The 13,904-nt window shown below is 59.0% G+C and carries 11 protein-coding genes; all 11 read right to left on the minus strand.

Annotated features, from left to right (window positions below; genetic code table 11):
• Window positions 1-41: 41 nt before the first annotated feature.
• The gene (locus EAY64_RS00095) at window positions 42-4,910 is read right to left on the minus strand and encodes a glycosyltransferase (RefSeq protein ID WP_233566460.1); all 4,869 of its coding nucleotides are present in this window, start codon (window positions 4,908-4,910) and stop codon (window positions 42-44) included.
• A 43-nt stretch (window positions 4,911-4,953) separates the two neighbouring features.
• Entirely contained in the window at window positions 4,954-6,102 is a 1,149-nt protein-coding gene (gene rffA, locus EAY64_RS00100; RefSeq protein ID WP_103522777.1) for a dTDP-4-amino-4,6-dideoxygalactose transaminase, read from the minus strand.
• Window positions 6,099-7,112, minus strand: a complete 1,014-nt coding sequence (locus EAY64_RS00105; RefSeq protein WP_103522778.1) for a class I SAM-dependent methyltransferase — start codon at window positions 7,110-7,112, stop codon at window positions 6,099-6,101. Before EAY64_RS00105 ends, rffA begins: the two co-directional genes overlap by 4 nt.
• A gap of 70 nt (window positions 7,113-7,182) precedes the next feature.
• Window positions 7,183-7,407: an acyl carrier protein gene (locus tag EAY64_RS00110; protein ID WP_103522779.1), complete on the minus strand. Its 225-nt coding sequence runs from the start codon at window positions 7,405-7,407 to the stop codon at window positions 7,183-7,185.
• A gap of 41 nt (window positions 7,408-7,448) precedes the next feature.
• On the minus strand, window positions 7,449-7,937 hold the full coding sequence (locus EAY64_RS00115; RefSeq protein WP_103522815.1) for an acyltransferase: 489 nt from the start codon (window positions 7,935-7,937) through the stop codon (window positions 7,449-7,451).
• Between the two features lie 8 nt (window positions 7,938-7,945).
• Window positions 7,946-9,058: a radical SAM protein gene (locus tag EAY64_RS00120; RefSeq protein WP_103522780.1), complete on the minus strand. Its 1,113-nt coding sequence runs from the start codon at window positions 9,056-9,058 to the stop codon at window positions 7,946-7,948.
• A 99-nt stretch (window positions 9,059-9,157) separates the two neighbouring features.
• Window positions 9,158-10,543 carry an aldehyde dehydrogenase family protein gene (locus EAY64_RS00125; protein ID WP_103522781.1) on the minus strand — a complete coding sequence of 462 codons (1,386 nt, stop codon included), beginning with the start codon at window positions 10,541-10,543 and terminating at the stop codon, window positions 9,158-9,160.
• Window positions 10,543-11,955, minus strand: a complete 1,413-nt coding sequence (locus tag EAY64_RS00130; protein ID WP_103522782.1) for a class I adenylate-forming enzyme family protein — start codon at window positions 11,953-11,955, stop codon at window positions 10,543-10,545. The genes EAY64_RS00125 and EAY64_RS00130 overlap by 1 nt, the downstream gene beginning before the upstream one ends.
• A gap of 45 nt (window positions 11,956-12,000) precedes the next feature.
• Window positions 12,001-12,741, minus strand: a complete 741-nt coding sequence (locus EAY64_RS00135) for an S-methyl-5'-thioinosine phosphorylase (RefSeq protein ID WP_103522783.1) — start codon at window positions 12,739-12,741, stop codon at window positions 12,001-12,003.
• 184 nt (window positions 12,742-12,925) lie between these two features.
• Window positions 12,926-13,393, minus strand: a complete 468-nt coding sequence (locus EAY64_RS00140) for a DUF3592 domain-containing protein (RefSeq protein ID WP_103522784.1) — start codon at window positions 13,391-13,393, stop codon at window positions 12,926-12,928.
• On the minus strand, window positions 13,386-13,898 hold the full coding sequence (locus EAY64_RS00145; protein ID WP_103522785.1) for a DUF3592 domain-containing protein: 513 nt from the start codon (window positions 13,896-13,898) through the stop codon (window positions 13,386-13,388). The genes EAY64_RS00140 and EAY64_RS00145 overlap by 8 nt, the downstream gene beginning before the upstream one ends.
• Window positions 13,899-13,904: the final 6 nt, after the last annotated feature.

Below are 13,904 nucleotides of genomic sequence, written 5' to 3' on the forward strand. Positions count from 1 at the left end.
AGTTATCGGCCCCCCCCTGGCAAACTTTAGTACCCCCACGATTATTTTTTGTTGATGGCTCCAGTCAAGCCTTGCTGCCAGTCGTCCAGATGGTCTTCCAGCCAATAGTGACGATCCACCCAGGCACGCAGGGCATCGCCTTCCCGGTACGCCGACTCCAGGTCCTGAATCCGGCTGCGGATGGCGTCTACCCAGGCCTCGGTGGTATTGGGCACTCGGCACACCGGTGCATCATTGGTGCGGTAGGGATAGATATCGGTACAAATCACCGGCCAGCCCATGACGCCATATTCCAGCAAGCGCAGATTGCTCTTGGATTCGTTGAAGGGATTAATTTCCAGCGGGGCAATCGCCAGGTCCAGATTCAGGCTGGCCATTTTTTCCGGATAATCAAGGAAAGGCACGCAGGGATGTTCTTCTGCAATGTATGGCCGCATCTCAGGCAGACACATACCCATGAAGACCCATTCGACTTCATCTGCCGTTTGTTTGACGACATCAATGATCAGCGACAGATCTCCCTGGTGCTGTTGCGCCCCAACCCAGCCCACCCGTGGCTTTTTCCCTTGCCCACGCAAGGAGGAAACCTTACCCCACATATGGCGTGCCAGTCGGTTGGGTACGACACGGATATCGTCGATCATGTCGCGGCAGGCCTCGGCCAAGGGCTCGGTCGACACCACCAGCGTGTCAAAATGCTTGAGCATGGCACGCAGGCGCGGGCGCGCATCCGGCATGGTCTTGCGCCACACCCTGTTCAGAATGCTTTTTTCTGGTAAGGCCCCGACCAGATCATCCAGCCCGAACACCAGGCGCAAGTCAGGCAGATATTGCCGGTATTGCTTGACTGCATACAGCACACCATCCGTTAGCATGGTATGAATCAGCAATGCGTCCGGATTGAAACGCGCCATCTCCACCACCGACAGCAAGGGTGCCGCGCCCTTTTCCGGAGAGATCATCGCCACATCCAGCCGTCCGCTTTCCTGCAGAGCATGGAAAGGCAGCGATACACGATATTCGCCACTACCACCGGGAATGGGCAGACCGAGTACTTTGCTGCGTCCCACTTGGCGCGGCAGCCAGTTCACATCGCGTGTCGGCTCGAAAGCCATGTCCTTGGTACGGAAGCCCAGGTGGCGGTTATAGGCCGGATCATTGGCCAACTGTGGCAACCAGCGCTTGAGCACCACGGCCAGTTCCTGCTGCTCGCGCACGGCGGCGGCCAGCGCCACAGCCGGCTCGTACGTCAGCTTGCCGATACTCTTGGCATGGTGATGCACCATGGTGACATAGGGCGTGAACACATTCAGCAAGCCCTGCTGCTGCAGCTTGAGGCAGAAGTCCACATCGTTGAACAGTACGGTGAGCTGCTCGGCATCAAAACCGCCAACCGCCAGGTATTTCTCGCGAGACACCATCAGGCAGGCTGCCGTGACGGCTGAGTAGTTCTGCTCGGTCAGCAGCCGGTTCATATAGCCCGGTGCGTCCAGTTCGGACTTTTCAAATACGTGGTCCGCCACCGACAACACCCCGCCAGGCAGGCCCAGTACGATGCCGGCGTGCTGGATACTGCCACTTTCCGGGTAGACCAGACGAATGCCCACCGCACCAACTTCCGGGCGCTGGGCAATGCCGATCATGCGTTCCAGCCATTCGGACTGGATGATTTCGGTATCGTTATTCAGCAATACGATGTATTCGCCACGCGCCTGCTCCACCCCCAGATTGCACTGGGCGGAGAAATTGAAGGCGTGCGGGTAATCAATAATGCGCACCTGCTGCGGGTAATCCTGCAGCAGATCTTGATAGAAGCGGAAGGTATCCGGGTCTTGTGAGCCGTTATCGATGATCAGCAGCTCGAAATGACGATAATCGGTTCGGGCAAACAGGCTCTCCACGCAAGGCTGCAGATACTCCATCTTGTCGCGGGTGGGAATGATCACCGACACCAATGGCTGCCCCGTCACCTGATACTCCACATGCAGGGTATTGTCGACATAGCCATTCGCCACCGTGGCGGCAATGCCCAGCCGCTGCAGATGATTTTCCAGCGCCACCCGACGTGCGGCTTCACGCTCATGCTGCACACCCAGCGGCTCAACCGGCAGATGCATCAGCACTTCATCGATATGCTGCACCACATTCAAACCATAATTCTCGGCCAGACGCAGCAGATGATTCCACACCGCGCAGCCCGGATAGGCTTCGAAACCACCCAGACTGGCCAGGCCCTGGTAGGACAGGGCGACCGCAGCGCCGATATAATCCTGTGCGCGCAAATAATCCAGGGCAAAGTCAGGCTTCAGCTGTGGCAATACCTTACACTCGGGCTGGGTATAGCTGTCGTGGTCGGTGTAAATCGCCAGTGCCTGCGGGTGCGCGTGAATGGTGTCGCCCATGCGCAGTAGCAGTTGCGGGGCAGGCATGGTGCCGGCCGGCAGCAGCAGCACCCAGTCGGAAGGCACTTCTCCCAGCAGGCCGTTGAGCGCCATGGTGAACAACTGCGGGTCCTCCAGCGTGTCCAGTTGCAACCAGCCCAGGGTATCGTTTTCACTGAAAATGGGGTCGGGCATCTCCCAGTCGGCCATCACAATCAGCTTCCAGTTCTTGTATAGCTGCTGTTGCAGGGCATCAATGGTATTGGCCAGCTGTGCCGCCTCGCTGGCACGTACTGTCATCAGCAGCAAGAATTGTGGCTGTTGCTTCCATTGCAGCAGCATCCGCTCCGCCATCATTTCGGCATCAATTTCACGTAACTGGTGCTGTTTGTCCCAGCTTTGCCAGGCACGATAGGCATTGGGCCACATCAGTTGCAGACGCTGATTTTGCACCACTGCTTGCAGCTCTGGGTGATAGCTGGCCAGCGTCGGCAGGAAGGAGGCTGGCAGTACCTGGCGCAGCAGTTCCACCCAGCGGTATGCTTGGCTTTCCAGTGTGGCATAGCGCAGCAGGTAATCATAAGAGGCCACCTGTAACTGGCGACGCCGTTCGGCATCATCCACCAGCCGCGACAGGGCAGCATCCCAGCTGGCGGTATCATTGCCCACCACTTCAGCCAGCCCGAGTTCCTTGGCCTCACGATAGGCTGGCACATCGCTCAGCACGCAAGCGGCGCCGACTGCGGTGTACTCCAGCCATTTCAGATCAGACTTGGATTCATTGAATATGGTGTCTTCCAGCGGGGCAATGCCGATATCGATTTCCAGCCGGTTCAGTTCTTGCAGATATTCGATATACGTAACCGACTTGCCCACTACCTTGACGTTGCCCGCACCTTCCAGCCCCTGCGGGCTACTGCCCCAAAACACAAACTGCACCAGATGCGCATACTTCTGCTGAATATTCAGCAGCGCCTGGCCAATCACCTTCATGTCATCGCCATGGGTGGAGGTGCCGGCAAAACCGATGGTGATCGGCGCATCCGCCCCCTTGGCTTCTCGCTTCAAACCAGCATAGCGCGATAGGGACAAGGCATTGGGCAACAAGTGGACATTCTGATTCAGCGCGCGCAACCGTGCCGCCAGTGGCTCAGTACTGGCGGTAACTGCGGCAAACAGATGCATCTTGTCACGCCAGAAACGCAGTAGTCCGTAGGGATCGAACTGATAGAACTGGTGATGGGACGCCGGCATGCCTGGCAGCCAGTCATCGGCTTCGAAAATCATGGTTTTGCCGCTGGCAAAACACTTGTTGAGGAAGTCGTTATTGCGTTCGCTCAGAATACCGCGCTGAATGATGAAGGCATCAGCCCATTCCACCAACGTATCGATGTCAAACTCTTCACGGCGGCAACCATAAGCGGAGTTGCCGGGAAAGTAGGCCGTATCGATCCAGGGGCTGAGCAGGCTGAAAGCATCATGCAAACGCAAGCGCATGCAGGCACCGTCCAGAAAGTCTCCTGACAGCACACCAACACGCAGTCGCTGTTCGGGTAGCGCGCTCTTGCTTTCACTGACAGGCAAGGCCGGCAGCTGGCGTTCGGTGCGACCAGAGCTGCCGATGGCCAGTTGTACCGCCACATTGGCATAGGAACTGGCACGCACTCGGCCTTGCGTGGCGGTAATGAAGTCTTGCAGCTCCTGCAAAAATTCCTGGTGAATGGCCTCGTAACGCTCGCGCACCTTGTGCACGGTAGCCTTGGCATGCGCGATGGCTTCCGGACTATCGCCCCAGGCCACACCATCATCCCCCAGATAGCTATGCAGCGGTTTTTCCAGCATCAGCGGGTTGGGTAAATACACTACCGGGCAGCCACAAAGCAGGGCCTCAAAGCAGCCAGTCGTATGCTCATAGGTATAGAACAACTCGGCCTTGCGATAGAGTTCGGCCAGCTCACGCGGGCTGCGGATCTTGCCGCGGAAGGAAATCTCGGTCGCATCGGCCACTACCTCGCCTGGCACCCCGCCTTTTTCCAGATAGCGATGCAGCCACACCAGCTTGCCATGGCGTTCACCGCAACCTTCCGCGTTGTACACCAGGGTGTCGATCAGCGGCACTTGCAACAGGGTGGCAGACCAGCCCTCCGGTACGATATCCCAGCCATGGGTATAGATCATGTCGCTGGCAGCCCAGCCCAGCTTGTCCAGCGGGGTATTGGACAACTGGCCCGGCACATTCAGCAGATAACGCACCACATGGCGTGCTTGCAGCGGGTTGCCGCGAATGATTTCCGGATAGATCACCACCGGTTCGCGTCCGGCTTCACGATGTCCCTGGTAGATTTCCTGGGTCAGTACTCGTGTATTCAAGCCTTTGGGGCTTTCCGGGTGCACGACATAGGCCTCTTCACCGGCTTGGTTAAGCCAGTGGCACAGATGGTAGAGCGCCCGTACACCTCCGGAAGTTTCACGGTAGGGCGGGGCATAAATATAAAAGGGAGCGTTGGCTTGCTCAGCAGATGTCGGCATGGTCTGAGACATACGGGCCTCGAAAATGAAGGGTAATGCGCGGTCAGCGGCTTGCCTGATAGAACGACTGGATGGCCAGGCAGACACGGCGTACCTGCTCCATGGTCATTTCGGAATACAGGGGCAGGCGCAGCAGGCGGGTGGCAAGGCTTTCGGTTACAGGTAGCGCGCCGGCAGTGCGGGCAAAGCGCTGCCCGGCCGGCGAATCATGCAGCGGTACATAATGGAATACGGCGGCGATATTGTGCTGCTGCAGGTGAGCGATCAGGGCGGTTCTCTGCTCTGCCGTACGGCAGAGCAAATAAAAGATATGGCCGTTTTCCGGGCGATTTCCCGGCGATAGCGGCAGACCGAACATGCCTTGTTCGGCCAGTGGCTCCAGCAGGCTCAGGTATTTGCCATACAGGGCCCGGCGATGGGCATTGATGCGCTTGGCCTGCTCAAGCTGGGCAAACAGGAAGGCCGCACTCAGCTCGCTGGGCAGGAAGGAGGAACCGATATCCACCCAGGTATATTTGTCCACCTCGCCGCGGAAGAAGGCTTTGCGATTGGTGCCTTTCTGCCAGATCACCTCGGCACGCTCGATCAGCGCCGGGTTATTGACCAGCAATGCCCCGCCCTCGCCACAGATGATGTTCTTGGTTTCATGGAAGCTCAGGCAGCCCAGGTCACCAATGGCCCCCAGCGAACGCCCTTCGGATTGGGCCAGAATGGCCTGGGCAGCATCTTCAATCAGTAGCAAGCCATGGCGTTGGCAAATGTCCTTGAGTGCCTCCATGGCACAAGGTTGCCCAGCATAATGCACCGCCACCACGGCCTTGGTACGCGGGGTGATCGCCGCTTCCACCAGGGTTTCATCCAGATTGAGCGTATCGGGACGGATATCAATGAATACCGGCACGCCGCCACGCAAGACAAAAGCATTGGCAGTGGAGACAAAGGTAAAGGAAGGCATGATGACTTCGTCACCCGGGCCGATATCGGCCAGGATGGCGGCCATTTCCAGGGCAGCGGTACAGGAATGGGTGAGCAGTGCCTTGGGCGAACCCAGATGCTCTTCCAGCCACTGCTGACACTTGCGGCTGTAGACGCCATCCCCGGCTATTGAGCTACTCATTACCGCCTGGGCAATGTAGAACAGTTCCTTACCAACAATAAAAGGCTTGCCAAAGGGGATGCGCGGAAGCGTCATGCCGCTACTTTCTGAAAAAGTCCGAATAATTTGTAACCCAGCAGCGCCTGGTGAACATCATCGACGGTCAGGGCTTGTGGTGCAGCCAGCTGCTGGTCGGTCAATTGCTGCCAGGCATTGGCTATCACAGCGTCGGGATAAGCTTTTACCCGATCCAGCTCGCTGATATAGGTTTCTAAAAAATGCATCTCGAAGCCGGCCGCGTGCATCATGTCTGACAGGGTTTCCGCTTCGAAATAGCTCCAGTGGCCATGACAGATGTTATTGTTACGACCACCTTCCATGGTAATCAGCAAACTGCGGAAATTGGGAACCTGCACCACCAGCCAAGCGCCCGGTCGCATGTCCTGCGCGAGCCTAGCCAAAAATGCCAGTGGATCTGGCAAATGCTCCAGCACATCCAGCATCAATACAGCATCATAACCTGTCCACCCCGCCGGCAGTACACACGGATATTCAGCGCAGATGGCATCCAGCCCATGTTGCTGGCAATAGGCAACGGCTGCCGGATTGATTTCAACGCCATGCGCCAGCCAGCCGCTCTGTTTGGCAGCCCTTAGCAGCGCGCCGGTGGAGGAGCCAATGTCCAGCAGTTTGCCCGGCGCCACCATGGTGCCAAGACGCTGTATCACATAGCGGGCTTTGTCTTGCTCCAGCGCGGCATAATGCGGGTCGATCTTCAGTGCAAGGTTGGCATCAGAAGCCTCACTGGCCTGGTAACGCTGCCTGTCGAAATCGCTGTTGATGACCTCCCGGCTGTATACCAGCCGGCACACAGGGCAGCGCAATAGGTGCATGCCATGTGCCTGCAGCAACAAGCTTGCACTACCCGATGGGGTCTGACACCGGGGGCAATCGCGTATAAAACTGGCCCCAGGCAAAAACTGTCCGTGCTCATCAAGCAAGCGGCTGAATGCCTGGTTTTCCGCCTGTCGCAATGCGGTATTGGATGGCGCAAGTGCGGCCCGAAAGCCAGGCCGCAACGCAGCATCGAAACTGTTTTTATCCACGGAAACTCCAGGAAACTGCGACCAGAATCGGCCGTCACCATCAAGGCAGGCTACGCTTTGCCTGCAGCTTCTACTGCTGATGCTGTGCCAGCAGCTTGGCCATCTGCTCTATCGTCAGGCCACTCAATGCCTGGGCCGTCAGTTCATCAAAACAATGAAAGCGTTCTTCGACCGCCATCAGGAAACCCACCACACTGAAGGAGTCGATCTGTTCGAACAGGGGCAAGTCTGCTTGCAAATCGGTCTTGCCTTCCTCCCGCAGATAATCGCTGATCCAGTTGCGTATTTCTTCCATCTGTATTTTTCCTTGCAAGCACAGCAGGTTTGTCTGCTGACTCAGGGTAGCTGTACCGAGCGGATGCCCATGCTGACATAGCGTCCGCCATCAGCCACCTTGTCCTTGATGACGCAGCCCACCCCGATGGAGCAGTTACGCCCCACTTCGGCACCCGGCAGGATGACACACTGCGCGCCAAAAATGGTATGCGGGCCGATGACCACATCCCCCTCCACCTTGCCACGCGGGCCATCGGCCTGCTGCTGGTAATCGTCACTCTTGGTAAACACGCTGACATGGGTGGAAAAGCCCACGCCCTCCCCCAGTACGATGCGCCCGCCGGTGCCACCCAAAAAGCAGAAGGGGGAAATATGGGTACGCGGACCGATCTCTAGCTGCCCGGTCAGGATGGCAAAGTCGTCGATACGCGCACCATCGCCAATACTGCCCTCAATCACGTAGAAAACCGCCCGACGTGACACCCTTACCCCTTCACCCACCGCAGTAAAGCCGATGGCCAGCAATTCTTCCCGACTGAGCAGATCCATGGCCGGCATCAGATAAAGAGGTCGAAATCGGACACGGTATCCACTACTTCACCGGCTGCCATGCGTTCCAGTAACAGGTTGGATTCGTGGCGGATGCAATGGAAAGTGCAATGGCGGGCAGGATCGACGCGATTCATCACGGTCTTGCGGCGGTCACCCTGCCACAGTTCTTCCAGCGAGACCTTGGCCACATCGCCGATGCGCATGTTCAGATTGCCACGGTGATAGGGGCAGACATAGGCGCCGCTTGGTGTGATCACCGTGCGCAATTCCGCAGTGAGGCAGCGGTTGTAAGACTTGACCTGCGTGCCAACCCCGCGCAGTGCCTCTTCCAGCGTGAAGGGCGCAATAATCTTGAAATTGTCGTCGGCCAGCTCGTGAATGGCCTTCAGATTGCGGTTGACCAGCTCCACCACCGACAAGTCCTGCTGCTGCAGGAAGTGCATCATGTCAAAGGCCGGCTTGACTTCGAAATAGTCGCAACCGATTTCCTTGGCCAGTTTGGCGGCCTTTTCGATATCCACCGCATTGGTGCGGTGCAGGCTGCCATCCGCATTGAACTTGGACAGCAGCAGGAAGGAATAGCCCAGCAAACCTTTTTTGCTGGCGGCCATCTGCCGCATATTGTCGATGACCAGGTTGAACTGTGATTTGCCACTGGCATGCGGGCGAAACTCGGCAAACACTTCTTCGCTACCGGCATCCACCGACACGCGCAGCCAGCTGGTCATATTGATGCACTGGTCCATATAGCGCGGCATCAGCGTACCATTGGTGGTTACCCCCACCTTGATGCCTGACTGATACAAGGACTCCACCAGCGCACCAAACTTGGGGTGCGCCATCGGCTCGCCACCGCCGATCAGCACCACGGCCTTGACGCCATGCTCGGCAAACTCTTCGGCCAGCCGCAACAGTCGCTCGTTGTCGATACCACCCTGGTTGAGCAGATTGGCACTGATGCAGTCATGGCAGGCCAGATTGCAGGCAGTGGTCGGGTCCAGCTCCACCACGAAGGGTGCCCGATTGCTCTTGTTCCACAGGAATTTATTGATGAACTCCTGCACGGACTCCTGCTTCAGCTTTTCAACCAGCGAAAGGGGGCGGGAAATCTGACCCATGGACACACTCCTCGTTTAGCCCGAATCCCTGTGTGCCGAAGGTATCGGCAGGTTCGGGGCAAGTCGCCCGCGCCAGGCGCGCACGACGATTATTCAGAATCAGTTAATGATGACGGCCTTGGGCAAGGAGTAGGTTTCCAGTGCCCGGATGCCACCCTCTCGGCCCACGCCTGAATCGGCAAATCCGCCCACGGGCAGTTCGGGTAACCAGAATTCAGGATTGGCATTCACCCAGATGCGCCCGGCACGCAACTGCCGTACCACCGCAAGTGCCGTGCTGCTGGAGCCGGTCCAGACATAAGCGGCCAGCCCATAATGGTTATCGGCAACAATGGCATTAAATTGACCGGCAGGAACGCGACACACGGTAATCACCGGCCCGAATATTTCCTGCTGGCGCAGTATGGAATCCGCACTCACCCGGTCGACCAGCACCGGCCCCAGGTATTGCCCCGGGCCATCCAGCCGTGATCCTTGCAGCAAATGCCCGCCCTGCTGCAGGCCCTGCTGCAGCAGCCCCTGGATGCGTTGCTTGTGCTGCAAGGTGATCATGGGCTGCAAACCAGCGGGCAAGGATGTGGCATCTGCTGCAGGGTATCTGCGCTGCAAGGCCTGCTCCAGCTCCAGCACGAAAGCATCGGCCACCATCGGGTCGACCAGCACATGCGTGCCGGCAATGCAGGCCTGCCCTCCATTACGCAAGCCACCGGCAATGACGGCATCCGCTGCGGCGCCCAGATCGGCATCCGGATAGACCAATACCTGGTTATTGCCACCCAATTCAGCCGACACCCTTTTACCGCAGGCGACTGCAGCGGTTTCGATGGCCCGGCCCGTGGCGGTGGAGCCAACAAAAGCAATCATGTCGACGGCCGGGTGCCTGGTCAGTGCCTGGCCCACTGCGGCACCGGCACCATACAACAGCTGTACGACATCCGTGGGAAACAGCGGATTTTCTTGCAGATGGGCCACCAACAGCGCCAGCGACCCCACCGCCAGCTCACTCGGTTTGAGCACCACGCTGCAGCCGGCGGCCAGGGCAAAGGGCAGGCGCTCGGCCGTGGTGATCAAGGGGTAGTTCCAGGGCACGATCATCCCGACCACGCCCATCGCTTCGCGCAGGGTCAGTGCCAGTCCGCTGCCGGTGGACGAGCCCAGGGTTTCGCTGTGCTCGACGCGAGCCAGCGCCGCAGCATATTCCCACAGCGCCGCAGCCCCTTCCACTTCACCGGCAGCCCCCGCAAGCGACTTGCCGGTATCGGCAGCTTCTGCAGCGGCAAACTCGGCAAGATGGGCGCGCAGATACTGGGCGACACTGTGCAAGGCCTGGCTGCGACGTGCGGCGGGCAGCACCCGCCAGCTGTCGAAAAAAACCTGCCGCGCTCGCTGGCATACCTGCGCGACCTGCGCAGCATCTGCACAGGGATAGCGCGCCACCAACCGGCCGTTACGCGGATCGAAGGTGCTTAACAGATTCGACGTCATTACACCGCCTGATAGCTGATCAGCCGTTTGATGGGCTTGCCCGACGAGGTACGCGGGATGCTGTCTACCGCGTGGACCTGATCCGGGCGTTGAACTTGGGGCAGGCCGGTATTGAACAGGCGTATCAGCGCATCGCGTACTGCCTCGGCGTGTTCGCCAGCACGCGGGACAAAGAACACGTCGTAGGTTTCGCCCCAGAATAAATCCGGCTTGCCCACCGCATAGCACTCTTCACACAGATCGGCGCCATGCACCATGTCCTCGATCTCTGACAGGCTGATCAACTCGCCACCTTTCTTGATGGAGTCCTTGCGCCGGCCAGAAACGAATAGCTCATCGCCGGCCAGATGGCCCAAGTCCCCGGTACGGAATGGCTGATCACGGTCGAACAGCTCGATATGCCCCTCGGCCCCCAGATAGCCCAGTGCCATATAAGGGGAACGTACCAGCAATTCACCATCGGCAGCCTGGTCGATAAACGCTTCAACGCCGGGCATCACCCGCCCGACCGAGAAGGGACCGGCTTGCCGGCTACCAATGGTGAAGGAACCACCCAGTTCGGTAATGCCAAAACAAGGCCGGATCTCCACGCCCAGCAACTGCCGGACTTCATCCTTGATCGCCGGATAAAGAATGGAGCTGGTGGAAATGACGCTGGCCCGCTGCAGTGGCGCCAGATCAGCCTTGAAAAATTTGTAGGTCTTGCCCAAAGAAGCCGCCATGGTCGGCGACAGATAGAGATAATCCGGCTGGTAGCGTTGCAGATCATCCCAGAAGCCCCCCAGCGACTTGGCGCTGAAACGCGGACAAACGGCAATGCTGCCACCGGTCATCAAGGGGCAGGCAAACAGATTGAACAGACCCGCGTTATAGAACATCGGCCAGTTGTGCAAGGTAATCTGTCCGGGCTGCTGCCCTACCTCGCTGGCAAACGCCCGGGCTGCAGCAAAGAAATTGCCCAACGACTGCACAATACCCTTTGGCGCACCGGTGGTTCCTGAGGAGAACACCACCAGGAAGGGCAGGTTCAGATCCCCTTGCGCCACGCAGTCCGGAACGCTGTTGTCCAGTGCATAGGCCAATTGGTCGTAAGAGGTAATGCAGAGTGCGGCATTGACGACCTGGCGCGTCTTGTTCAGTTGCGCCACGGTAATGTCCGGGTCCACCGGGCAGGCTGTCATGCCCCCCAGCGCCAGCGCCAGCATGAGCTCCAGATATTCCGGGCGATTTTCCAGGCCGATGACGATGCGGTCACCATGGCGGGCACCCTGCATCACCAGATGATTCAGCAAACGCAGTGCCCGGTCGAAAAACTGGCCGTAGCTGATCGTTTGATCCCCATGCAGAATCAGGGGCTGATCGCGGCGCGCGGCAAAGATGGCGTCAAAAAAATCATAGCGGGCAGAGGACATGACTCTCTCCAGAAATTGACTGCCGCAGGCAAGGCTGCGGCAAGATCATACCGATGCGCTAGCCGACAGCATGGCCTGCAACACCGCCGTGACATCGCTGATGCCGGCCTCAGCCGTGGCGGGATCGAAATTCACCGTGGCGCTGCCACCCTTGCCAGCCGCCCAGTTCACTACCAGGCACAGGTGGGCATAGGGCAGGTTCATTTCGCGGGCCAGGCAGGCTTCGGGCATGCCGGTCATGCCGACTATATCGGCACCATCGCGCTCCAGCCTGAGGATTTCTGCTGCAGTTTCCAGCCGTGGGCCCTGGGTGCAGGCATAGACACCCTGGTTGATCGCTGGCTTGCCGCTGGCCTTGACCGCGTCGATCACCTTGCTGCGCAGGCCGTCGTCGTAGGGATTGCTGAAATCAACATGCACTACCGGCCGCTCCGGGCCATCAAAAAAGGTGTGCTTGCGGCCCCAGCTGTAATCGATGATGTTGTCCGGCACCACCAGCGTGCCCGGCCCCATGTCGGCGCGGATGCCGCCAACCGAGCCGATGGCGAGAATGCCTTTCACGCCCTGATTGTGCAGGGCCCAGATATTGGCGCGGTAATTGATTTCATGCGGTGCCAGCGAGTGGCCATGGCCGTGGCGGGCGATGAACACCACGTTTTGCTGACCGATGCGGCCAAAAGTCAGCGCGCAGGATGGATCACCGTACGGCGTTCTCACTACCTGGCGATGGGTCACTTCCAGAATCGGCAGCTTGGCCAGGCCGCTGCCTCCGATAATGGCCAACATAGTCGTTCCCCTTGTTATGGCATGGCGCGGATGCAAGTGCCATGCAGCTTGGTTTTGCTGGCATTATGGCTTAAATCGGGTGGGGGGATAAATTGCTTTATCCCGAACGGCAGTCGATTTGCATGGAAAAACCTGGCGGCAAAGGTGGCCGCAGCCAGATGGCCAGAGTCTGCCCCTGCGCGCGTCAGCTTTGTCCGCGCCACAGCAAACCGGCGGCCACCACCACGATCAGCAGCGCGATGGCCTTGCCCACCCAGGCCGTCCAGTGCTGACCGGTTTCCAGACAGGCTTCGGCCGGCTTGGCCGGGTTGTAATACACCCGCACCTGCGCCCCTGCCGGATAGCGCGCCAGGATGTCCGCCACTTCCTGCTGGCTGCGACTGTAACCGGGATTGGGGAAGCGCCGGTTGGCGGATTGATAGGTCTGACCCTGCACCTGGTAGTGGTAGCTGATGTAGGGAAAGTATTCCCAGGTATTGTCGCGATCACCACCGGCATTGACCTGGCGCTGCTCCAGCCGGCTTTGCTGCACGATGCCGACGGCACTGGGCCAGCTGCTCGAGGCATCGCCCTTGGCACCCAGCCACCACAGATAGCCGAAGGCGGCCAGTCCGGCCAGCAGCATCAGGCTTTGCAGCAGTTTTTCAACCATGCGATACCGCCCGGTGGCCGCGCCCCAGCCGCCAGCGTTGCAGCAGGCGGTCGAGCAAGGCCCAGCCAAACAGGGTGCTGAGCGCCGCCAGAATGAACTGCCCGCTGCCTATGCTGCTGTCGCCGGCGCGGATCAGCACGGCGCGGGTCGGTTCTTGCGGGTTGTAATACACCACCACCGCCTTGCCGGCGGGAAAGCGGCGGGTGATGTCTTCGGCACTGCTGTGGTCGCCAGGCAGGCCGGCCGCCACCGCGTACAGCTGATCACCGTGGTAAAGCTCGCCGTTTACCGTGTACAGGTATTGCACATAGGGTTCCCAGTGGATCTGGTCGGGATGCTCGGGCGGACTGCTGACCAGGATGCGGCTGGATTCGACATGGCCGGGGGCCGGCTGCCAGTGGCTGACACTGCGTGCCGGGTCCAGCAGCAGGTAGACCAGCCCTGACAGGCTGAGCAGGAAGGCCAGCATCAGGATGGATGTCTGCAAACGGGGGGATAGATGCATGATGAT

Origin of the sequence: Aquitalea palustris (assembly GCF_003693445.1) — a bacterium.
Taxonomy (GTDB): domain Bacteria; phylum Pseudomonadota; class Gammaproteobacteria; order Burkholderiales; family Chromobacteriaceae; genus Aquitalea; species Aquitalea palustris.

Excerpts from the sequence above, each read along its gene's own strand:
- EAY64_RS00130 (WP_103522782.1), bottom strand. The coding sequence starts at position 11,955 with ATGTCCTCTGCCCGCTATGATTTTTTTGACGCCATCTTTGCCGCGCGC.
- EAY64_RS00120 (WP_103522780.1), bottom strand. The coding sequence starts at position 9,058 with ATGGGTCAGATTTCCCGCCCCCTTTCGCTGGTTGAAAAGCTGAAGCAG.
- EAY64_RS00125 (WP_103522781.1), bottom strand. The coding sequence starts at position 10,543 with ATGACGTCGAATCTGTTAAGCACCTTCGATCCGCGTAACGGCCGGTTG.
- EAY64_RS00095 (WP_233566460.1), bottom strand. The coding sequence starts at position 4,910 with ATGCCGACATCTGCTGAGCAAGCCAACGCTCCCTTTTATATTTATGCC.
- EAY64_RS00115 (WP_103522815.1), bottom strand. The coding sequence starts at position 7,937 with ATGGATCTGCTCAGTCGGGAAGAATTGCTGGCCATCGGCTTTACTGCG.
- rffA (WP_103522777.1), bottom strand. The coding sequence starts at position 6,102 with ATGACGCTTCCGCGCATCCCCTTTGGCAAGCCTTTTATTGTTGGTAAG.
- EAY64_RS00145 (WP_103522785.1), bottom strand. The coding sequence starts at position 13,898 with ATGCATCTATCCCCCCGTTTGCAGACATCCATCCTGATGCTGGCCTTC.
- EAY64_RS00135 (WP_103522783.1), bottom strand. The coding sequence starts at position 12,741 with ATGTTGGCCATTATCGGAGGCAGCGGCCTGGCCAAGCTGCCGATTCTG.
- EAY64_RS00140 (WP_103522784.1), bottom strand. The coding sequence starts at position 13,393 with ATGGTTGAAAAACTGCTGCAAAGCCTGATGCTGCTGGCCGGACTGGCC.
- EAY64_RS00110 (WP_103522779.1), bottom strand. The coding sequence starts at position 7,407 with ATGGAAGAAATACGCAACTGGATCAGCGATTATCTGCGGGAGGAAGGC.